Source organism: Eoetvoesiella caeni (assembly GCF_003315175.1).
GTDB lineage: Bacteria > Pseudomonadota > Gammaproteobacteria > Burkholderiales > Burkholderiaceae_B > Eoetvoesia > Eoetvoesia caeni.
This window is the reverse complement of the sequence record NZ_QNRQ01000010.1, coordinates 136,750-159,388: the sequence shown is the minus strand read 5'-3', so window position 1 is coordinate 159,388 and position 22,639 is coordinate 136,750. Positions and strand designations below refer to the sequence as shown.

16 protein-coding genes are annotated in these 22,639 nt (G+C 61.8%); 13 read left to right on the top strand and 3 right to left on the bottom strand.

Annotated elements, in window-relative coordinates; all coding sequences use genetic code 11:
• Positions 1 to 160: 160 nt before the first annotated feature.
• Positions 161 to 1,351, top strand: a complete 1,191-nt coding sequence (locus DFR37_RS16745) for an ISL3 family transposase (protein ID WP_113934404.1) — start codon at positions 161 to 163, stop codon at positions 1,349 to 1,351.
• Between the two features lie 194 nt (positions 1,352 to 1,545).
• Here DFR37_RS16745 and DFR37_RS16740 read toward each other — a convergent pair whose 3' ends face one another.
• The 3 genes from DFR37_RS16740 to DFR37_RS16730 are packed head-to-tail and all read right to left on the bottom strand — an operon-like array spanning position 1,546 to position 5,152.
• Positions 1,546 to 3,453: an esterase/lipase family protein gene (locus DFR37_RS16740; protein ID WP_242341885.1), complete on the bottom strand. Its 1,908-nt coding sequence runs from the start codon at positions 3,451 to 3,453 to the stop codon at positions 1,546 to 1,548.
• A 20-nt stretch (positions 3,454 to 3,473) separates the two neighbouring features.
• Positions 3,474 to 4,520: an Lnb N-terminal periplasmic domain-containing protein gene (locus DFR37_RS16735; protein WP_113934402.1), complete on the bottom strand. Its 1,047-nt coding sequence runs from the start codon at positions 4,518 to 4,520 to the stop codon at positions 3,474 to 3,476.
• Positions 4,517 to 5,152: a TetR/AcrR family transcriptional regulator gene (locus DFR37_RS16730; RefSeq protein WP_113934401.1), complete on the bottom strand. Its 636-nt coding sequence runs from the start codon at positions 5,150 to 5,152 to the stop codon at positions 4,517 to 4,519. The genes DFR37_RS16735 and DFR37_RS16730 overlap by 4 nt, the downstream gene beginning before the upstream one ends.
• 452 nt (positions 5,153 to 5,604) lie before the next feature.
• Here DFR37_RS16730 and DFR37_RS16725 point away from each other — a divergent pair, with 452 nt between their 5' ends.
• The 12 genes from DFR37_RS16725 (at position 5,605) to DFR37_RS16670 (ending at position 22,591) form a co-directional block, all read left to right on the top strand.
• On the top strand, positions 5,605 to 7,092 hold the full coding sequence (locus tag DFR37_RS16725; protein WP_113934400.1) for an efflux transporter outer membrane subunit: 1,488 nt from the start codon (positions 5,605 to 5,607) through the stop codon (positions 7,090 to 7,092).
• A 14-nt stretch (positions 7,093 to 7,106) separates the two neighbouring features.
• Positions 7,107 to 8,186, top strand: a complete 1,080-nt coding sequence (locus DFR37_RS16720) for an HlyD family secretion protein (RefSeq protein WP_046482854.1) — start codon at positions 7,107 to 7,109, stop codon at positions 8,184 to 8,186.
• A 3-nt stretch (positions 8,187 to 8,189) separates the two neighbouring features.
• Positions 8,190 to 10,958 (top strand): ribosome-associated ATPase/putative transporter RbbA, encoded by a 2,769-nt coding sequence (gene rbbA, locus DFR37_RS16715; protein ID WP_113934399.1) that lies wholly within the window; start codon positions 8,190 to 8,192, stop codon positions 10,956 to 10,958.
• A 1-nt stretch (position 10,959) separates the two neighbouring features.
• Positions 10,960 to 12,090 (top strand): ABC transporter permease, encoded by a 1,131-nt coding sequence (locus DFR37_RS16710; RefSeq protein WP_113934398.1) that lies wholly within the window; start codon positions 10,960 to 10,962, stop codon positions 12,088 to 12,090.
• Between the two features lie 47 nt (positions 12,091 to 12,137).
• On the top strand, positions 12,138 to 12,599 hold the full coding sequence (locus DFR37_RS16705; protein WP_003296526.1) for a phasin family protein: 462 nt from the start codon (positions 12,138 to 12,140) through the stop codon (positions 12,597 to 12,599).
• Entirely contained in the window at positions 12,589 to 13,335 is a 747-nt protein-coding gene (gene phbB, locus DFR37_RS16700) for an acetoacetyl-CoA reductase (RefSeq protein WP_003296527.1), read from the top strand. The genes DFR37_RS16705 and phbB overlap by 11 nt, the downstream gene beginning before the upstream one ends.
• An 85-nt stretch (positions 13,336 to 13,420) precedes the next feature.
• On the top strand, positions 13,421 to 15,925 hold the full coding sequence (locus tag DFR37_RS16695) for a DUF3141 domain-containing protein (protein ID WP_113934414.1): 2,505 nt from the start codon (positions 13,421 to 13,423) through the stop codon (positions 15,923 to 15,925).
• Positions 15,922 to 17,343 (top strand): bifunctional enoyl-CoA hydratase/phosphate acetyltransferase, encoded by a 1,422-nt coding sequence (locus DFR37_RS16690; protein ID WP_113934397.1) that lies wholly within the window; start codon positions 15,922 to 15,924, stop codon positions 17,341 to 17,343. Before DFR37_RS16695 ends, DFR37_RS16690 begins: the two co-directional genes overlap by 4 nt.
• 43 nt (positions 17,344 to 17,386) lie before the next feature.
• Positions 17,387 to 18,139 (top strand): SDR family NAD(P)-dependent oxidoreductase, encoded by a 753-nt coding sequence (locus tag DFR37_RS16685; protein ID WP_113934396.1) that lies wholly within the window; start codon positions 17,387 to 17,389, stop codon positions 18,137 to 18,139.
• 76 nt (positions 18,140 to 18,215) lie between these two features.
• Positions 18,216 to 19,457: an acetate/propionate family kinase gene (locus DFR37_RS16680; RefSeq protein WP_113934413.1), complete on the top strand. Its 1,242-nt coding sequence runs from the start codon at positions 18,216 to 18,218 to the stop codon at positions 19,455 to 19,457.
• The gene (gene gltS / locus DFR37_RS16675; protein WP_113934395.1) at positions 19,454 to 20,659 is read left to right on the top strand and encodes a sodium/glutamate symporter; all 1,206 of its coding nucleotides are present in this window, start codon (positions 19,454 to 19,456) and stop codon (positions 20,657 to 20,659) included. Before DFR37_RS16680 ends, gltS begins: the two co-directional genes overlap by 4 nt.
• 180 nt (positions 20,660 to 20,839) lie before the next feature.
• On the top strand, positions 20,840 to 22,591 hold the full coding sequence (locus tag DFR37_RS16670) for a PHA/PHB synthase family protein (RefSeq protein ID WP_276330283.1): 1,752 nt from the start codon (positions 20,840 to 20,842) through the stop codon (positions 22,589 to 22,591).
• The last annotated feature ends 48 nt before the right edge of the window (positions 22,592 to 22,639 follow it).

Genomic DNA, 22,639 nt, shown 5'->3' with positions numbered 1-22,639 from the left:
GGTCGGCACTAACACCGGGACGGACCGGGAGGGCATGAAAAAAGGGGCTGGACGGGAACCCGGCCAACCCCTTGATTTTGGCTCTACATCATAAAGGGGGGACGATCAGCATTCATTAAACTTGTTTTTGCGAAGAACGAGCTTAATGGAGCGAATGCCGATGTCCCCAGTAGATTTTATCTTAGGGCTAAAAGAGTTAACAATTGAACGCGTGGAGCGGCGCCGAGATATTCATGTCTGGGCCAGGCCGGCCAAGCGTCCGGTGTGCCTGCATTGCCAAGCGGCGTCGGTGCGCATTAAAGCGACGCACCCGCGCACGCTCAAGCACACGCGCCAGGGCAACCAGTTGATGGTGCTGCACCTGAGTGTGCCCAAGTACCACTGCACCGATTGCAATCGGTATTTTCGCCACCGCTTTGCCGGTATCCGCCCGCGGCTGCGTTCGACCGAGACGTATCGCCTGGAGGTGTTTGAAGCGCACGAGGGTGGGGTCAGTCAGCGTCAGTTGACGGTGACGCACGGCCTGGGCAGCGCCACGGTCGAGCGCTGGTACCAATCCTTTGTAAAGCAACGGGTCTCGGAGCTCTCAGGCCGCAGTTGTCCGCAAGTGCTGGGCATTGACGAGCATTTTTTCAGCCGTAAAAAGGGTTACGCCACCACGCTGGTGGATCTGAAGAACCACAAGGTGTTTGATGTGGTGCTGGGGCGCTCCGAGCCCAGCTTGCGCCGTTATTTAAGCCGCCTGCCCGGGCGCGAGCAGGTCAAGGTGGTGGTCATGGATCTGTCCGAGACCTACCGCCAGATCGTGCGCCAGTACTTCCCCAACGCCAAGATCGTGGCCGATCGCTTTCATGTGGTGCGGCTGGTCAACCAGCACTTTCTGAAGCTGTGGCAACAGCACGATCCCGAGGGCCGCAAGCACCGGGGGCTGCTCAGTTTGATGCGCCGGCATGCTTGGAATCTGAGCGCTGAGCAGCGCCAGCGCCTGGCCCAGTACCTCGAGCAATACCCGGTGCTCAAGGCGCTGTATCGGGCCAAGCAGCGGCTGATGCGCTTTCTGCTGCTTAAGACACTGAACCGGCAGCGGGCCCAGAAACTGTTGCCACGGTTCCTGGCTCTGATTGAGCAGTTTGCCAACAGTCCGGCCAAGACGTTGGCCGCTACGTTAACATCGTGGTTGGAGCCCATTGTCGGGATGTGGCGTTTCTCCAAATCGAACGGGATCACCGAAGGGTTCCACACGAAAATGGAAATGATTTCGCGCCGAGCGTTTGGCTTTAGGAATTTTGAGAATTACCGCATGCGGGTCTTGGCCCTGTGCGGTTGGAACGGTGTGATTAACCGAGTGTGATGAGTGCCCGTCCCCCGTTTATGGGGAAGAGCCTTGATTTTTCGATACTTTCTTACAGCTTGTTAGCTTAAATCTGGTGCCGGAAATAGGAATCGAACCTACGACCTACGCATTACAGAGGAGTGCACTACGCCCATCTGAAAGATAGAAGCTTGCTCAAATCAGCTCGGCTGCGTACAGCAGATGGCAGTTGTCTATGGCTGCATGAAATGCGCTTCCCGCAGAGCAATGTCCTCTCTCAGAATGCGCTGGATTTCCAGCACTGCCGCCGCGCTCTGTTGCACGCTGTGTCCTGAAATGATGATTTTCTCGGATTGCGCCCCGGGAAGATGAGCGCTGCGGTAAGGCACGAGACCATCATCGGAATCAGCGAGGGCCACTTCGGCATTGGCCTGGGCCACGATCGAGTGATAGCGCACCTGGGTAGAGATGGGAAAGTCCGCAGCCGTGCGCACGAATGGATCGTTTTCGTCGAGATTGTCGACGCTATTGGGGATATGCCCCAGGCTTTCATGGCTGCTGGCAGCCGCATCGGGCACCAGCGTGTGGGCGAGTTCTTCAAGCACCGTAACGGGGAAGCGAATGAACCCCGCCATCCAGCGCCCCAGGCGTCCACCTGCGACCGTCGTGCCTCGGTGCGGTGCTGCGATGAAGATCGCGCGACTGACATGCGGGAAGGGCTCGAAGCGCAACATCGGATCTATGCGCTTGATCTGCTGCGGCGTCAGCCGACTGTGAGTCGCAGCCAACTGCACCAGCGACTGATCGGTTGACGACACCATCAACCGTGCGATGACGCCGCCCATGCTATGCCCCACCAGCACGAGGTCGGACGATGCCGGCGCCTGTCCGGAAGAATCGAAATGCGCCAGCGTATTTTCAAGCGCTCTGCGAATCATCGCGTGGTTCAATGCGATCGGCATATTGGTCGGGTAGTAGACCTGCCAGATCTGGTAATGCTGGCGCAGCGCCTCATCGCCCAGGATTTCGTTGGCGAGCTCCACCCAGGCTTCCGGGCTGCTGGCCAATCCGTGCAGCATGACGATGATCCGTCGGTTCGGATCGTAGGGCTGCATCAGGTAGACGTGCGGGCGGTCAATGCCACCCTCGCGCCCAAGCAGGCTGCGCAGCGACTGCCGGTTGAACTTGGCACGAGCCAACCATACGCCATAGCCGGCCGTGAAATTGGCCGCCAGCGGTACGCGCTGCCCTCGCAGCATGATGGCCGACTCCACATAGGGGTCATGCACCGTCAAGCGACCAGTGCGGGTATGCAGCACGCTGTCCAGGTCGTCTCCGTCCGGGTGCAGCAGAACCGTCATGGACGGCGCAGGCATCTCGCTCCAGGGTGGAGGCTGCTGGTTGCGTTTGGCCGCTGGACGGCCATCCCGGGTGGGGGCGGAAGTCAGGGGTTCGTCCGGCATGACTGCCACCAGCTCGGCGCCGAAACCGTCGCGCCGGTAGAGGCTGCGCAGTCCGCGGAAAGACAGGGACGAGACTGGCAGGAGTTCGGCTGGCACCGGCAAGCGCGCGCTGCGCATATCCAGCTGCAGCTCCCAGCCTGCAATGTTCCAGCGGGTCTGCGCTGGCAACTGCGTAGACATTTGTTGCCGAACTTCAAACATCCCGGTGGCGGCACGTTCGACCGCATAGTTATACCAATCCCGTACTTGTGTCTGGCGATCCTCGAAGGCTCGCTCTCCCGGGGTATGGTCGCCGAGGAAGAGGTAGGCATAGGCATAGCGAATGGTCTCAAGCCAGGCGGCTTGCTGCTCGGACCCGGGCTTCATGGCCTGCGCCTGCGCCAGCCACAGTTCGGACAGTGCAGCCAGGCGTCGATCCGTGGCAACGCCGGTCACGGCGGCCAGGGCCTCGACGCAATCCGCTGAGATCGGTTTTGCGCAAGCCTGCGCATCCAATGCCGCCACCCTGATGGTCTGGGTCGTCGCATCGCTGAGCTTGCCGCGTGTCAGGATATCGCCGCGCTTGAGTTCGATGGCCTCGCCCGCATCCAGTGTATGAACTTCAACCACTGGGCCGAACTCACGCAGGATCGAGCAGCCCCCCAGCAACAGCGGGGCAATGACGAGCCACACTGCCATGCGACAAGACTGCTGGAACCTCATGGAGATACCTCGTCGGCCGGCACGCCGGGCACACCTTGTCGAATCGACATCGAGAAGTCGCCCCCTGATGCGTCAGAGGCCAGTGCGCGTTCGTTGATGTGTCCCAGTGCCTGCAGTTCTGCGTAGCGATGGCCGGGCGTCAATCCGTGCAGGTCATAGATATATTCCGCAAAGTGTCCGGACAGCAGCAGGCGATAGTCCATCGGTAATGCGGGCGCAATGAGCCGAGCCAGCTCGAATACGATGGTCGTGCAGTTACTGGTCAGTGTGTTGTAAAAGCGTGGTGCGCGCCGCAGTTCATTGGCCGCGTGCAGATACTCCAGAAACAACGCGCGGACATTCGCCTGACTCATCTGCAACCGATAGAGATAAACGTCCTCGCCTCGCGCATTGCTGCGCGTACGCACAATGTCGCGCTCATCGGCGGCTACCAGGATCTGCTCGAACTGACGGAAGAATCCGCCGACCGCCGAGAAGGACTCGTGGCGCTCCTTGCGTATTTCCAGTGAGAACACTACCCGCTCGCCACCGTCGAAGCCGAACGACACCAGTGTGTGCGCAATGTACGGCCCCATCCAGTAGGAAAGTACCAGGTCGGCACTGCGCAAGCGGTCCAGATCATATGTGCGGTTCTCCCACTGCGGGGTGTAGTCGGTTTCGCTGCGCCACTCGAAGTTGCGTACATTTTTCAGGTGAACGTGGCTGCCGTCGATTCCGGCCTCCAGCAACTGGGCGACATCGTCAGCCCATGCGCGTTGGTGTGATGGCTGCAGCGCTCCCCACCACATGAGCAGGGCTGCCGTTGCGGCCCCGAACACGAATCCGGCAATCCTGCGTGTCCGTCTTTCAAGCAGGCCTGCCAGCGACACCGCGACGGACAGCCCCGAGGCAGACCACGCCAGAGTGGCGATCCAGCGAGCCCCTGGATGTTGCGGCATCTGGTGCCACAGGGCCAGGGCGCCCCACGCAGTCAGCAATAGCACCGCAATGCCGATCACCAGGCGCATGGGGAGGTGCCTGACTTTTTGCGTCACCTTGCTCATCGAGGCTCCAAAAGCTCAAGCAGCAGTTGCCGATGCGCATCCTGTAACTGCACCAGCGCTATGGAAGGGTTGCCCCTGGATAGCATTGACGAGCTCAGCCATAGCAGTGCGGGAGCGAGTGACAGCGGGAAAAAGTGCTCGGTCAAGACGCCCGGACGAATGATGCCCCGTTCTATGTTGCGTTGGATGATGAGCTGCGTCCGCTCTTTCAGTCCGTGCGCAACTTCGTTGTGCCAACGCTGCACCAGCTCTGGTGTTCTGGCGCTTTCGGCCAGAAGCAGCCGGTAAATCGACATCGTGGCAGGGGAGCTAAAGGTCGCGTATAGGCGATCCAGGTAGACATCTACCAGCTCTGGCAACGTCAGATCTTCATCCGGGAGCCAGCCCTGGAAATCGCAAATCTGCTTTGTCGTACGTTCGAGCAAGGCATGAAAAATTTCTTCCTTGCTTTTGAAGTGGGCGTAGATGCCAGCCTTGGACAAGCCTGCGCATTCCGCCAGGCGCTCCATTGACACGGCGTTGTACGTCCGATCCGCGAATTCGACCAAGGCCGCGTCGAGTATTTCTTCTTTTCTGGCGGCAGAGGACAGGTAGCGGCGCTTGTCGGGCGCGTCATCTTTCTTGGGTAGCATTCAAAGGCTCTGTTCAAAGATCTGAGGGGTGTTCCCACGGGCCGGTCACCGGCTCTACCAGAAATCAGGGCCTTCCTTGAACCCAAGCCGGCAGCTCGAATTGATCTGCGTCAATGACCGACGAGCCCGCTGATTGCGGTTCCCGGATTGTAACGTATAATTAAAAATAACCGTCCAGTCGTTTGTTTTCAAATTTCACGATGCAAGCCAACTCAGAGGCGCGAACGAACCCGGCACATCGGGATGTGACACAGGAAGAGCACCTAATCAACCAGCCAGGGGACACGGGGATGCACATATCAACAAGGAGATGAAGTGGACTTGACAGCACTTGCAAGCAGGAAAAGAAGGCCTGCGGACATCGGCCACGAACTCCGCATTGCGTGGGTGGCAGCTATCCCCTCCTCTGCAACCAGACCCTCTTCAGCCCGATACCCGTACGGAACGTGACCATGCCCCCAGCTTCCCTGTTGTTTCCTGCGTTCAGCTTGCGCACTGCCTCGTTGGCCCTGAGCGCCGTCGTCTTGACCGGCTGCATGTCGCTCGCTCCGGCGCCAGACACCCCGCCGCTGCCCGTGCCCGAAGCCTGGCCTGCGCATCTTGGATCAGGCACCGACGGCGCCCACGCGGGAGAACTTGCCTGGCAGGCCTACTTCACGGACCCTTTGCTGCAACGCCTCATCGAGACCGCGCTGGAGAACAACCGCGATCTGCGCCTGGCCGCGCTGCGTGTCGAGGAAGCCAGCGCCGCATTCCGCATTCAGCGCTCGGATCGATTTCCTGCCGTGGGCGTGGGTGCCCAGGGTGGACGCGCCCGCGTCCCTGGCGATCTGAACATGTCGGGCCGGTCGCAGGTGGGCGGCGAATATCGGGCCGAGGTGGGTTTGAGCACCTGGGAGCTGGATCTGTGGGGCCGGGTCCGCAACCTGGAAGACGCCGCCCTGCAAAGCTGGCTGGCTTCCGACGCGGCCCGCCAGGCCGTCCACCTGGCGCTAATCGCCCAGGTGGCCGACGGTTATCTTGGCTTGCGCGAGATAGACGAACGCGTGGCTATCGCCCGTCAAACCGTCGCGACCCGCGAGGAGTCCTATCGCATTTTCCGGCGCCGCGTTGAAGTCGGCTCGACCTCGAAGCTGGACCTCACTCAAGTCCAAACTTTGCTGAACCAGGCTCAGGCGCTGCTAACCCAGCTTGAGCAAGCACGCGCCACGCAACTGCACGCGCTGGCACTGCTGGTAGGTGCCGATCCTGGCCCGCTGCCCACCAAGGCACCCTTCGATGAAACAACGGTGCTGGCCGAACTCCGGGCCGGCCTGCCCTCGGAGCTGCTGGTCAGTCGCCCGGACATCATTTCCGCCGAACACCAATTGCGTGCCGGCGATGCCAACATCGGCGCGGCCCGTGCGGCGTTCTTGCCGCGCATTGCGCTGACCGGCAGCTTCGGCACGGCCAGTTCCGATCTTGACGGCCTGTTCGATTCCGGCAGCCGCGCCTGGACCTTCATGCCTACCTTGTCGCTGCCCATCTTCGATGGCGGGCGGCGGCGCGCAAACTTGGAACTGAGCGAGGTGCGCCGCGACATCGCCGTCGCCGGATACGAGAAAACCATTCAAACGGCCTTCCGCGAGGTGGCTGATGCACTGAGCGCCAAGTACTGGCTGGCTGAGCAATTGACGATCCAGCGGGCCAATCTGGAAGCACAAAGCGAACGCGCCCGGCTGGCCCAGTTGCGCTACGACAACGGTTCGGCCGCTTTCCTGGAGGTGCTGGACGCCCAACGCGATCTGCTGGATGCCGGACAACAGCTGGTACAGGCGCGCCGTGCGCTGCTGTCCAGCCAGGTGGCGCTGTATGCCGCGCTCGGCGGCGGCACCCTCGCTGCAACCGACGAAACCCAGGGTGCAACCTCGACGCCCGCTCCCACGCCATTAACCCGTTAAGGCACGCCGAACCTATGACTGTCTCACCCTCTCTCAAGAAAAAACTCCTGGTCGCTGCCGCTGCAGCGGTTGTTATCGCGCTGGCCTGGTGGGGCTGGACGAAATTTGCCGACACCGGCCCCGGCGAAGGATTCGTCAACGGCAATGGCCGCATCGAAGCCACCGAGATCGACATCGCCACCAAGCTTCCCGGACGTATCGAAGACATCCTCGTACGTGAAGGCGATTTCGTCGCAGCGGGCCAGCCACTGGCCAGGATGCAACTGGAAACGCTTGAGGCGCAGCGCGACGAAGCCTTCGCCATGCGTGAACAGGCCGAGCATTCTGTGACCGCAGCACAGGCCCAGGTGGCGCTGCGTGAAGCCGACGTGGTTGCGGCGCAGGCACTCGTCGGTCAGCGCGAGTCGGAGCTCGATGCCGCGCAACGGCGGCTGAAACGTTCGCAGACATTGTCCCAAGAAGGCGCCGCCTCGATACAAGAATTGGACGATGACCGGGCGCGCGTGCGGGGCGCACAGGCGACGCTCGCGGCCAGCAAAGCACAGACCGCCGCTGCCCGCGCCGCGGTCGAGGCCGCCAAAGCGCAGTTGGTCGGCGCAAGGTCCAGCGTGTCCGCTGCCACGGCCAGTATCAATCGCATCGAAGCCGATATCCGCGACAGCGAACTGCGCTCGCCGCGTGACGGTCGGGTGCAGGTGCGCGTGGCGCAACCCGGCGAGGTGCTGGGTTCGGGCGGACGTGTCTTGAACCTGATCGACCTGTCGGACGTATACCTCACCTTCTTCTTGCCCGAGACCGTGGCCGGGCGTGTCGGGCTCGGCTCCGAGGTACGCATCGTTCTGGATGCCGCGCCGGAGTACGTGATACCAGCCACCGTTTCCTTCGTCGCCAGCGCGGCGCAGTTCACCCCCAAAACGGTGGAAACCGCCAGCGAACGGCAGAAACTGATGTTTCGCGTGCGTGCGCAGATTTCGCAGGAGTTGCTGCGTGAGCACCTCAATCAGGTCAAGACCGGGTTGCCCGGCGTGGCCTGGATCAAACTCGACGCCAATGCCGAGTGGCCTCAAAACCTCTCCGTTCGCGTGCCGGAGTAAGGTATGAGCCACAGTGCGAGTGCGCAGCCCACGACCGTTGCAAGCGTCCGTCAGGTGCGCTTGCGTTACGGCGACGTCATCGCCCTGGATGGCATCGATCTGGACATTCCCGCCGGACGGATGGTCGGCCTGATCGGCCCCGACGGCGTGGGCAAATCCAGTCTGCTCTCATTGCTGGCGGGTGTGCGCATCATCCAGGAGGGCACGGTCGAGGTGCTGGGTGGCGACATGGCCAGCAAGGCCCATCGCAATAAAGTGTGCCCGCGCATCGCCTACATGCCGCAGGGGCTGGGCAGGAACCTGTACCCGACGCTCTCGGTCGAGGAGAATCTGCAATTCTTCGCGCGCCTGTTCGGTCATGGCGCCGCAGAGCGCCGCCAGCGGATCGATGAGCTCACCCAGGCCACTGGCCTGTTCAAATTCCTGGAGCGCCCGGCAGGCAAGCTGTCCGGGGGCATGAAGCAAAAACTCGGCCTGTGCTGCGCGCTGATTCATGACCCGGATTTTCTGATTCTCGATGAGCCGACGACTGGCGTGGACCCGCTGGCGCGCGCGCAGTTCTGGGATCTGATTGACCGTATCCGCGCCGATCGCCCCGGCATGAGCGTGATTGTGGCCACGGCCTACATGGATGAGGCCCAGCGCTTCGACTGGCTGGCCGCCATCGACGACGGCAAGGTCCTCGCCACCGGCACGCCGAAGGAATTGCTGGCAAGAACAGGCAGCCCGAACCTGGAAGAGGCATTCATCCGCCTGCTCCCGGAAGAGAAAAAGCGCGGACACCAAGCGGTAGTCATTCCCCCCTTGTCGGATGGCGGCGCGGACGATATCGCCATCGAGGCCGAGGGGCTGACCATGCGCTTTGGCGACTTCGTTGCCGTCGATAGCGTGTCCTTCCGCATCCGGCGCGGTGAAATCTTCGGCTTCCTCGGCTCCAACGGGTGCGGCAAGTCCACGACGATGAAGATGCTTACCGGCCTGTTGCCGGCGAGCGAGGGTCGGGCCTGGCTGTTCGGCCATGAAGTGAACCCGCATGATCTGGACACCCGCCGCCGCGTCGGCTACATGTCCCAAGCGTTCTCGCTCTACAGCGAAATCACGGTACGCCAGAACCTGGAGTTGCACGCCAAGCTCTTCAGTGTGTCCCCGGAGGACATTCCTGCTCGCGTCGATGAGATGGTGGAGCGCTTCGGGCTGGTGGACGTCATCGACAGCCTGCCGGCCAGTCTGCCTCTGGGCATACGCCAACGCCTGTCGCTGGCGGTCGCCATGGTGCACAAGCCAGAACTGCTGATTCTGGACGAACCGACTTCGGGCGTCGACCCGGTGGCGCGCGATGCGTTCTGGCGACTGCTCATCGAGCTGTCGCGGCGTGACCGGGTGACGGTCTTCATTTCCACCCACTTCATGAACGAGGCAGAGCGCTGCGACCGCATGTCGATGATGCATGCGGGCAAGGTGCTCGACAGCGACGTGCCCGCCAGACTGGTCGAGAAGCGCGGCGCCAAAACCCTTGAAGAGGCCTTCATCGGCTACCTCGTCGAAGCCGAGGGCGGCACGGCGGCGCCGGCCAGCCAGCCCGGGGCCGCCGATCACGAGGAGCAACCATCGGCGGCGCCCGCTGAACACGGCGGGCACGGCTCTGGCGGTTTCAGTCTGCAGCGAATGTTCAGCTATCTGTGGCGCGAGACGCTGGAATTGCAGCGGGACCCGGTACGCGCCACGCTGGCGCTGGGCGGTTCGCTGCTGCTGATGTTCGTGATCGGCTTCGGCATCACCATGGACGTCGAGGACCTGAGCTATGCGGTACTCGATCGCGACCAGACCACGCTCAGCCAGAGCTACACGCTGAACCTGGCCGGCTCGCGCTACTTCACCGAGCACGCGCCGATCATAGACTACGACGATCTCGACCGGCGGATGCGTAGCGGCGAACTGTCGCTGGCCATTGAGATCCCCCCTGGCTTCAGCCGCGACGTGTTGCGGGGCCAGAACGTGCAGATCGGCGCCTGGCTCGACGGCGCCATGCCGCAACGCGCGGAAACCGTGCAGGGCTACGTTCAAGGCATGCACCAGCACTGGCTACTCGTACAGGCCAGCGAACGCAGCGGCGCCAGCGCCGCAGGCAATGCGAGCGTCGAGACGCGCTTTCGCTACAACCCCGATGTCAAGAGTCTGCCAGCCATGGTGCCGGCGGTGATCCCTCTGCTGCTGCTCATGCTGCCGGCCATGCTGACTGCGCTGGCGGTGGTGCGCGAGAAAGAAACCGGGTCGATCACCAATCTGTACGTGACGCCGGTCACGCGCATCGAGTTCCTGCTTGGCAAGCAACTGCCCTATGTCGGTCTGGCCATGGTGAACTTCCTGCTGATGAGCCTGCTCGCGGTCACCGTCTTCGGTGTGCCGGTCACGGGCAGCTTCTTCACCCTGTCGCTGGCCGCGCTGATCTTCTCCTTCGCCGCGACAGGCATGGGGCTGCTGGCCTCGGCCGTCACGCGCAGCCAGATCGCCGCCATGTTCTTTGCCATGATCGGCACCATCATTCCGGCCACCCAGTTCGCCGGCCTGATCGATCCCGTGTCCTCGCTTGAAGGCTCCAGCAAGTTCATCGGCGAGATCTACCCCGCCACGCACATGATCTCCATCAGCCGTGGCGTGTTCAGCAAAGCGCTCGGCCTGGCCGATCTGGCGGGGCCGTTGTGGTCGATGCTGCTGTCGGTTCCGGTGATTCTCGGTGCGGCCGTTTTGCTACTCAAGAAGCAGGAGCGCTGAGATGAGCGGAAGAAACGTTGCCAACATCTACGACCTCGGTGTCAAGGAGCTGTGGAGCCTTTGGCGTGATCCGATGATGCTCGTACTCATCGTCTATGTGTTCACCGCGTCGGTCTACACCTCGGCCACGTCCATGCCGGAGACGCTGCACAACGCGCCCATCGCCATCGTCGACGAGGATAATTCGGCGCTGTCCCAGCGGATTGCCTCGGCCTTCTACCCGCCGCAGTTCACGCCACCGGCCATGATCGACTATGGGGACGTGGACCCGGGCATGGATGCGGGGCTGTACACCTTCGCCCTGGTCATTCCGCCCAACTTCCAGCGTGACGTGCTGGCGGGGCGATCGCCCGCCGCGCAGCTCAATGTCGACGCCACCCGCATGAGCCAGGCCTTCACCGGCAGTGGCTATATCCAGCAGATCTTCACCGGTGAAGTCAATGAGTTCGTCAAGCGTTACCGCGGCACCGACGCGCCACCCGTGGATCTGGCATTGCGCGCCCGCTTCAACCCCGCGCTCGACAAGGCCTGGTTCGGCTCGGTGGTGCAGATCATCAACCACATCACGCTGTTGTCCATCATCCTGACCGGCGCGGCGCTGATCCGGGAGCGCGAGCACGGCACCATCGAGCACCTGCTGGTGATGCCGGTCACGCCCGCGCAGATCATGCTCTCCAAGGTCTGGTCGATGGCCCTGGTCGTGCTGATCGCCTCCTTCCTGTCCCTCAATCTCATGGTGCGCGGCGTCCTGGGCGTTCCCGTCGAGGGTTCCATTGCGCTGTTCTTCGCTGGCGCGGCGCTCAGTCTGTTCGCCACCACCTCGATGGGCATCTTCATCGCCACCCTGGCGCGCAACATGCCCCAATTCGGCATGTTGATGATGCTCACCATCATGCCGCTGCAGATGCTTTCGGGTGGGTCTACCCCGCGCGAGAGCATGCCCGAGATCGTGCAGAACATCATGCTGATCGCACCCACCACCCATTTCGTGGAGCTGAGCCAGGCCATCCTCTACCGGGGCGCTGGCCTGGAGACGGTATGGCAGCCCTTCCTGGCGCTGGCCCTGATCGGCACGGTGCTGTTTTTCCTGTCGTTAGCACGCTTTCGCAGAACGATCGGCCAGATGGCCTGATCGTTTGACCGCCCGAGTGGGCACTCAACCCAGTAAGGAGTTTGACCATGAGCAATGAAACCATCCCTCCCAACCTGTTCAAGGCGAACCTGGAACTGCAGCTGCGCCTCCAACGCCTGATGCAGGAAAACGGCCAGCAATGGCTGGAGAACGCCGCGCGCGCGGGCAAAGACGGCATTGCCGAGTCCGGCGCGGAAATCGAAAGCCTGCTTAAGGCGGAGAACTGGCAGGAACTGGCCACGCTGCCCGCACAAACCTTCTGGCGTCAGTTTCAGCACCACGTGGGCGGCGCGCAGGCGCTGACACAAGTCGCGATCAAGAACCAGACAACCTTCACCCAAGGCCTGCAAAAAGCCATTCAAGACTGGCAGAAATCGGTTACGCAGGCCGTAGGCCAGGGCGATGCGGTACTCCCGTTCCAGGATATTTTCAAACAGTGGGGAGCCGTGTGGGCCTCGGCACAGGACAAGGAGGCACCGGGCAAGACCGGTGGCCGCAATGCCGGCTGAACAACGCACCGCCCTGGTCACGGGCGGCAACGGTGGCCTGGGCGAGGCCATCGCCCGGGCCTTACACGATGCTGGCCATACCGTGATCGTCGTCCACTCGCCAGGCAATGCCAGCATCGGCGCGTGGTTGGAAGCCCAGGCGGGTGAAGGTTACAACTTCATCGCCTACGGCGCGGATGTGGCCGACCATGCCTCCTGCCAGGAGCTGGCCGGCCTCATTCAAGCAGACGGTCACCACATCGACATTCTGGTCAACAACGCGGGCATCACGCGTGATGCTACGTTCCGCAAGCTGAGCTACGCCGATTGGGATGCGGTCCTGCGCGTCAATCTCGATTCTGTATTCAACGTCACTCGGCCATTCATTGACGGCATGCTCGAAAGGGGCTGGGGCAGGATCATCAACATCTCCTCCATCAACGGCTCGAAGGGGCAGTTCGGCCAAACCAACTACTCCGCCGCGAAAGCCGGGATGCATGGATTCACCAAAGCCCTCGCGCAGGAGGTGGCGCGCAAGGGTGTGACAGTCAACACCGTCTCGCCGGGGTATCTGGATACGAAGATGGTGACGAGCATGTCGGAGGAAGTGGTCAAGCAGGTGGTTGCCGGTATTCCCGTGGGTCGTCTGGGACGGCCTGAGGAAATCGCCGCACTGGTTGCATTCATCGCCAGCGAGTCTGCGGGGTTCATGACCGGCAGCAATGCGTCGATGAATGGTGGCCAGCACATGTACTGAGTGAGGAAGGGCCGGCAAGACGATGTGCCTGCGGCCCCTTTCCATTCAATTTTTCAGTTTCATCATAGACGGAGTGCCCATCGCCATGAATCAAGACACCACGACATCACCAACGGCCGATTGGGGGCAGTTGCTGTGGGACCCGTTGCGACTATCGGCGATGGCAAACGAGTATGCAGTGGATGCCTGGCAGCGGTCCATTCTGTATGCCGACGTTCGCCGCCAACGCGGCAACCAGTACCAGGAGCATTTGCAGGAGCAGACGCCGAACGTACTCGACTTCGCCTCTGAGGTCATCATGTCCGGGCTGGACCTTCCGCAGCCGGTCAACTATGGCCTCGTACGTATCCTGCCGCCAGCCGACACGCCGAGCGATCCCCACAAGCGACCGTTCGTGGTGGTCGATCCACGCGCGGGCCACGGCCCAGGCATCGGCGGCTTCAAACCCGATAGCGAGGTCGGCGCGGCCCTCAAGGCTGGCCATCCCTGCTACTTCGTAGGCTTTCTGCCCGATCCCGTTCCCGGCCAGACCGTCGAAGACGTCATGCGCGCCGAAGCGGCCTTCGTGCGCAAGGTCGGCGAGCTGCACCCCGACAGCCGCGGCAAGCCTGCGGTCATCGGCAATTGCCAGGCAGGCTGGCAGATCCTGATGGCAGCCGCCGTCTGGCCCGAACTGTTCGGACCGATCATCGTGGCCGGTGCGCCGCTGTCGTACTGGGCGGGCGACATGCCGATGCGCTACGCGGGCGGTCTGACCGGCGGTAGCTGGTTGACGGCATTGACCAGCGATCTGGGCGCCGGCCGCTTCGACGGCGCCTGGCTGGTACAGAACTTCGAGAACCTGGACCCGGCCAATACGCTGTGGAGCAAACAGTACAACTTGTACGCCAAGGTCGACACGGAGGGCCCGCGCCACCTGCAGTTCGAGAAGTATTGGGGCGGCCACGTCTTCCTGAATGACGTGGAAATGCAGTACATCGTCGATAACCTGTTCATCGGCAACAAACTGAGTACGGCGCAGCTGGTGACGTCTGATGGCGTGCGCATCGACCTGCGCAATATTCGCTCGCCGATCGTGGTGTTCTGCTCCTATGGGGACAACATCACGCCACCGCCCCAGGCCCTGGGCTGGATCACCGATCTGTACCGCAACGATCTGGACGTGATGGGGCATGACCAGACCATCGTCTACGCCACCCATGACAGCATCGGGCATCTGGGTATCTTCGTCTCCGGCAGCGTCGGGCGCAAAGAGCACCAGGAGTTCGCCGCCAACATCGACGTCATCGACGTGCTGCCGGCCGGTATCCACCGCATGCAGGTCGATGAAAATCCCGACGGGTCGCAGGAAGGCGAGCCGACCGGGAACGCCTACCTGACTCGGATCCAGCGCAGCAACATCGATGAAGTCCGTGAGATCGTCCGTCCCGACCCTGAGAACGATCGCCGGTTCGCCGCCGTTGCGCGGATCTCCGAGGTCAACCTGGCTTGCTACCGCAGCTTCGTGCAGCCATGGATGCGTGCCCTGGTCACGGACCAGGGTGCGAAGTGGCTGGAGCCGCTGCATCCGCTGCGCATGGGCTATGAATTGTGGTCTGACAGGCATCCGCTCGCCGCCGCAGTACATGAGGCTGCGCAACATGTGCGCGACCATCGTCAGCCCGTCTCCGAGGCCAACCCTTTCCTGCAACTGCAGGCGCAGTTTTCCGCCGCCGTCGAACAGATGCTGGATCAATTCCGTGATTGCCGCGACCAGATCTACGCACAGGCGTTTGACACGCTGTACAGCCTGCCGCTGGTGCAGGCCATGACTGGACAGAGCCTGCACGACGATGCACCGCCGCGACCCCATCCCAGCGAGACGCCCGAGTATCGCCAGTATCTGGCGCAAGAGTTGACACGGCTCGAAGCGGATATTCACAGCGGCGGGATCACCGAAGCCTCCATACGGGCGCTGTTCTTTGTGCTTGCAGCGCGTGGCGAGGCCGACGGGCGGCACTTCCGGCACGCAGAGGAAGTCGCGCGCCCCCATTTGGCAAACGACTTCGACATGCAGGTCTTTCGCCACCTCGTTCGTCGGCAGGCTTTGCTCATGAGGCTCGACGAGGACGCCACGGTGTCCGCCATCCCCGGATTGCTCAACGGCATAGCGCCCGATGACATCCGCCAGGTGGCGGGAATGATCGTGCAAGTGATTGGCAGCGGCGGTGTGCTGTCCGCACAAGAACAAGCCAGGCTGGAACAGGTTTCTACCTTGTTCGAGCAGGCCGAGCGCCAAGCGCAGGCGGCTTCGGCGCCCGCCGTGACAAGTCCCGCCACTGATACCTCCGCTACGGTCGTGGACGCGAAGTCGACAACCGCCATGCCACGCTCTGCCAGTGGCACATCCGCTGCGGTCGAGGATGCGAATGCGGCGCCAGCCATGCCGAGCTCCGCCAGTGACACCTCCGCTCCGGCCATAAACACGACCTCCAAGACATCCTCTCCAAAGCCTAAGGCGCCTCAGAAGAAAACTGCTGCGCAGAAAACTGTGTCCAAGACGCCAGCCGCCCCGCGGACAAGTCAAACACGGCGAGGGAAAGGCAAATGACGACGTCCTCCGCACCGGTCGATGGCGCCGCCGACGCATTGCAGGTTCTGCGCAACCGCACCTTCGACGAGATCGCCATCGGCGACAGCGCCAGCCTCGAACGCGCGTTTTCGCCGCAAGACATCCACATGTTCGCGCTGCAATCGGGCGATGTGGATCCGGAATCTTCGGTGTCTTCGCCCTCGCGGGACACCACGGAGGCCATTTGTGCAAACGTCCTGATCTCGGCTGTGCTGGGAACACGCCTGCCGGGGCCTGGAACCCAATATGTCAGCCAGAACCTGCGCTTGCTCGGAGCCGTTCGGCCCGGCGACAGGCTGACCGTGCAGATGCAGGTGAGCAGCAAGGACACGGCCACCCATCACGTCACGCTGGACTGCACCTGCACCAGCCAGGAGGGGGTGGCGATTTTCCAAGGCCAGGTAGAGGTCGTAGCGCCCACTGAGCGCATTGAAAGAACGCGCACGGCGTTGCCGGAAATCCATCCGGATGCGCAGGGCCGCACAGGCCTGCAGCACCTGCTGGCGCATGTCGCGCACTTGCAACCGATTCGGGTAGCCGTCGTCCATCCGTGCGATGTCCCCAGCCTGTCCGCTGCGCTTGAAGCGCGCCACGCGGGGTTGATCGAGCCGGTGCTGGTCGGGCCACGAGGGCGGCTCGAAGCAGTCGCCACCGAGGCCGGGCTGGATCTGGCCGACGTCGCCATTGTGGACGTCCGGCACAGCCACGCCGCTGCGCAGCAAGCCGTCGCCTTGGCAGCCGCAGGTGAAGTCGAAGCCCTGATGAAAGGGAGCCTGCACACCGACGAGCTGATGTCCGCGCTGGTTTCGGCAGCAGCGGGGTTGCGCACCAAGCGCCGGGTCAGCCATTGCTTCCTGTTGCAGACACCGGCCTATCCGCGCCCGTTCATCGTCACCGATGCAGCGATCAATATCGCCCCGACTCTGGAACAGAAGGCAGACATCATCCGCAACGCCATCGAGCTGGCGCAGGTGATCGGCGTGCGCGAACCCAAGGTCGCAATCCTGGCCGCAGTCGAGACGGTCAGCCCGACGATGACGGCCACGCTCGACGCGGCGGCGCTGTGCAAGATGGCCGATCGCGGCCAGATCACTGGCGGCCTGCTCGACGGGCCGTTGGCCTTCGACAACGCGATCTCCATCGCCGCTGCGCGTACCAAGGGGATCGTCTCCGAGGTCGCCGGGCAGGCCGACATCCTTGTCGTGCCTGACTTGGAGAGCGGCAACATGCTTGCCAAGCAGTTGATATTCCTGGGCGGCGCAGCCAGCGCCGGAATCGTCCTCGGAGCGAAAGTGCCGGTCATTCTGACCAGCCGCGCCGACTCGCGCGATACACGCATCGCCTCATGCGCGATTGCACTGATGCTGGCGCACCACTATCGGCTGTCACCCCCGTGAATCGACTTATCAGCAACGTATCCACCCCATTGGAGGAAACACTATGAAGTACTCATTTTCTGGCCGCGTAGCCCTGGTAACCGGTGCAGGATCCGGCATTGGCGAGGCCATCGCGCGACTTCTTGCGAGTAACGGCTTGAGTGTCGTCGTCTCGGATGTCAGTGCCGACAATGCCGAGCGCGTCGCCAAGCTCATCGACACCGATGGCGGCCAAGCCGTGGCCAATGTGGCCGACGTGGCAAGCATCGACCAGGTTCAGGCTGCTGTGGCCTGCGCGGTCGATACGTTTGGCGACCTTCATTTCGCGGTCAACAACGCCGGTATCAGTGGCGACCAGAGCCCAGTGGGCGAACTGGACCCTGCCGCCTGGAGCCGGGTGATTGATGTCAACCTGAACGGCGTGTTCTATGGCCTGCGCTATCAGATTCCCGCGATCCTTCGTTCAGGAGGTGGTGCCATCGTCAACGTCTCTTCGATCCTGGGGGTGGTCGGCGATGCAGCGAACCCCGCGTACGTCGCAGCCAAGCATGCTGTGACCGGGCTGACCCGGTCGGCAGCGCTCGCTTATGCGGCCAAGGGGATCCGAATCAACTCGATCCATCCTGGTTACGTGCGTACGCCCATCCTGGATTTCCTGGGTGAATCGGCCCTTCAGGAGGCCGTCGGCCTGCACCCGATCGGTCGCCTGGGCACCCCGGACGAAATCGCCCATGCCGTGGCGTTTTTGTTATCGGAAGGAAGCAGCTTCTTTGCGGGCACCCAGCTCATCGCCGATGGCGGCTACACAGCGCGCTGAGTCTGACGACGATGAGAGCGCAGGCATACCCGAACACCGTGGCGACGTCACCGGGGCTGGGCAAAAAGAGGACGACATGATGGATGCGACCAAGGCCCGCTCCTGGCGCCCCGAGCACGGACTGATCCTTGTGCTGAACTGCGGTTCATCCAGCATCAAGTTTGCCGTGTTCGACCCCTCGGCCACGCCACTGCCTCGCCAGGCGTTGTGGAATGGCAAGGTGCAGGGAATCGGCGGCGCCGATCCGGATTTCGGAGAGACCGGGGTTGCGCCGTTCCCGATCGAACTGGATACGGCACGTCCATATCGCGCCGCATTGCGCCTCATCCGCGATCGAGTCAGTCAGCGACTCGATGGCCGCCGGATCGGTGCGGTCGCTCATCGGATCGTCCACGGCGGCAGTAAATATTTCGAGCCAGTTCGCGTGGACCTCCAGGTACTCACCGATTTGCAGGAATACATCCCGCTCGCGCCACTGCACCAGCCATTCGCGCTGGAGGCCATCGATATCCTGCTGCGCGAACGGCCGGAGCTGCCGCAGGTGGCCTGCTTCGATACCGGCTTCCATCACAGCATCCCTAAGATCGAGCGGGTTCTGCCGTTGCCCTATGCCGCATGGGAGCGCGGTCTACGCCGGTATGGATTTCACGGCCTGTCGTATGCGTACATGGCGGTGGCCTTGCCCGAGCGCCATGGCGACGCGGCGCGCAGGCGCACCATCGTTGCCCACTTGGGCAGTGGCGCCAGCCTGTGCGCCATGCAGGGGCTCCAGAGCGTCGCCACCACCATGGGTTTCTCCGCACTTGACGGCCTGATGATGGGTACCCGCACCGGCGCGCTCGATCCAGGCGCCGTGCTCTACCTGATGGAGATCGAAAAGCTTTCACTGGAACAAGTGGGGCGTGTTCTCTATCACGAGTCCGGTCTGCTCGGCGTTTCGGGCATCTCGGCCGAGCCGCGCATCATTGTCCGGCACGAGAACGATGAAGGCGAAACGGGTGAGCGAGCGCGTTTGGCGCTGGCCCTCTACGTGCGTCGCATCGTGCGCGAGATCGGTGCCTTGGTCGCTGTTCTGGGCGGCCTGGACATGCTCGTGTTCACGGCGGGCGTCGGTGAACACAACGCCTTCATTCGCGAGCGCGTCTGTGCGGCACTGAGTTTTCTTGGCGTTGCCCTGGATACTGACGCCAACGCCAGCGACGCGGCGACGATTTCCCCCGACCACAGCCAAGTCATCGTGGCAGTCGAACCCACCAACGAAGAATGGATCGCCGCCAGCCATGCGCTGTCCTGCCTGGACAGGGGGAAGGTGCGATGAAGATCGATGCCTTCCATGGCTTCACGCTCGCCATTCTGCTGTTGTTTGTGGGCAAGGGCTTGGTGGCGCGTTCGGGCATTCTGCGTCGTTACAGCATTCCGGAATCCTTGGTGGGCGGCTTGGCCTGCGCCTTGGTTGTCTTCGTCCTGTACTACGGGATAGGGGTCACGGTCAGTTTCGATCTGGAAGCACGAGACGCGCTTCTGCTGTACTTTTTTGCCGCCATTGGCCTAAGTACCGACGCTCGCACGCTGCGCCATGGTGGACGGCCTTTGCTGATCCTGTCGGGATTGGCCATCGGCTTCATGGTGCTGCAGAACCTCGTTGGGATGGAGACGGCACGCGCATTCGGCCTGGATCCGCGCGCCGGACTCATGGTCGGGTCCATTTCCCTGACCGGCGGGGTGGGCACTACCTTGGCCTGGTCCGATTACTTCGTTCAAACCCTCGGCATTGCTCAGGCGCAGGAACTGGGGTTGGCGGCGAACATGATCGGCTTGATTGCGGCGTGCACCATCGGTGGCCCGATCGCAAGCCTACTCATGCGCAGATATCAACTTCGAGCCTCCGGGGACAGCACACTGGAGATTGGCACGCTGCATAGCGATGAACAGCATGCCCGTCTGGACTACTACGGTGTGCTATTGGCATTGCTCTGGCTCAACTTCGCCTTGATGTTGGGCTCCGGAGTCAATGCCTTGGTCGCGCTTACCCCTGTCACGCTACCCGCCTTTGTGGGCTGCCTGCTGGCCGGCATTCTCCTGCGCATGATTGGCGACTGGATGAGGCCGAGTGGGCGCGGGCGTCTATGGAACTGGCCGAGCATGCAGCCGGGCATCGCTTTGATCTCCGACATGTCATTGGGCCTGTTTCTGACCATGGCGCTGATGGGCCTCAGACTCTGGGAGCTGCAGCCTGTACTTGCCTTCATCACCGTGGCAATGCTGGTGCAGATCATCCTGGTCATCGCATTCGTTTTTCTGATCGTTTTTCGGGCAATGGGCAGGGATTACCAAGCCGCAGTGATGTGCGCCGGTTTCGGCGGAATCGCGCTGGGATCTACCGCCACCGCCATCGCCAACATGACGGCGGTCACTCGGGAGCATGGCGCTGCGCGCGAGGCGTTCATTGTGGTGCCCCTGGTGTGCGGGTTCGTCATCGACATTGCGAACGCGCTGGTGATCAGCCTGATGGCCGGTTAAGACGAAAGAATTAACGGAATGCGCCGGCAGGCGGAGACATCTCTAGCACGCTGGCACGGTGTCATCGCAAAAGCGCTGATGACATGAGTGCCGGTGTGCATGAACACAAGCGAGCACAACTACCCCCGTGTTCAAACGAGGGCGCTCCATCTATTTGAATAGCAATTGAGGTAATGCGTTTTGACAAAAAATAAGAAAGGTAATACTTCATCGACAATCGTTCCGGCACTGGATATGCAAGCGCATATGGCTTGGGCCCAGGCTTGGTCCTCAATTTCACCTGAATCGTCGCTGTTGGCTTGGACTGATTGGGCAAGCCATTTAGCGAACAGCCCCGGAAAGCAATCGGAGCTTTTGGCTTTTGCAGGCTCCTTGTCTGAGCAATGGATGTCTCTGCTGAAAAAGAGCTTGGTCAGTCCGGACCAGGAAGTTGCATCTCCTGAACCGTCACCTACCAATGACCGTCGTTTCAACGATCCGGCATGGGATCAATGGCCCTACAACCTTTTCCGCAGTTCCTTTCTTATTCAATCCAAATGGTGGGAGCAAGCAACGCAAGGTGTATGGGGTGTTGATCCACAACACGAACGCCTATTGGCGTTTGGCGCAAAGCAATGGCTGGAAATGGTATCGCCGACCAATTCTGCACTTTTTAACCCCGTTGTCCTGAAAAAAACGATAGAAGAACAAGGCGCCAATCTGGCGCGTGGCATGTCCAACTTTCTCGATGATCTGCGCCGACAACTATCCGGTGAGCCTCCTGCGGGAACCGAGAACTTCGTCGTTGGGCGCGACGTGGCGGTGACGGAAGGAAAAGTCGTACTGAGGAATCAATTAATCGAGTTGATTCAATACACGCCCACTACCGCGAAAGTCCATCCTGAGCCAATACTGATCATTCCTGCCTGGATCATGAAGTACTACGTACTCGATCTATCTCCCCATAACTCGCTGATACGGTATCTCGTTGCACAAGGCCATACGGTTTTTTGCATCTCCTGGAAAAATCCGGATGCTAGTGATCGAGACTTGGGCATGGATGAGTATCTTGAGTTCGGCTTGCGTGCGGCGCTGGACGCCGTGACATCCATCGTCCCCGAGCAGGGAATCCACGCGGCTGGCTATTGCCTGGGCGGGACATTGCTGTCTATTGGGGCCTCAGCCATGGCGCGCGATGGCGATACGCGGCTGGTGTCCGTAAGCCTCCTGGCTGCGCAGACGGACTTCAGCGAGCCGGGCGAGCTGAGTGTTTTCATCAACGAGAGTCAAGTGGCGCTGTTGGAGGCCAGCATGGCTCAAACCGGCTATTTGACCCCCGAACAGATGAGTGGAGCTTTCCAGTTATTGCGTGCCTACGATCTCATCTGGTCTCGCATGATTGACGAATACCTGTTGGGCGATCGTCGGCCAATGACCGACCTGATGGCCTGGAATGCCGATGGGACTCGCCTGCCTGCGAAGATGCATTCGCAGTATCTCCGGCGCCTTTACCTGAATAACGATCTCAGCGCAGGGCGTTATCCCGTCGCGGGTCGCCCGGTTTCAGTGGGAGACATCGCTGTACCGATGTTTTGCGTCGGCACTGCCACGGATCATGTTGCGCCTTGGCACTCCGTTTACAAGCTGCATCTCCTGTCTTCGGCCGAGCTGACTTTCGTGTTGACCACTGGCGGGCACAACGGCGGCATCGTGAGCGAGCCCGGCCGAGGTAAGCGCCAATATCAAATCCATACCCGCGCAGCCGGTGATGGATACATGGCGCCGGATGAGTGGCAAGCGACGGCGCAGACGCATCCGGACTCCTGGTGGCCGGCATGGTCGGCATGGCTGCGAGAGCGTTCCGGTGATGTTGTTGCGCCTCCGCTCATGGGGGCCGAATCCAGTGGATACCCCACTATTTGCGATGCCCCAGGGGAATATCTACGCAACTGAATAAGCGCATACCGCGTCCGCTATTGCGACACGGTATGCGCAATATCT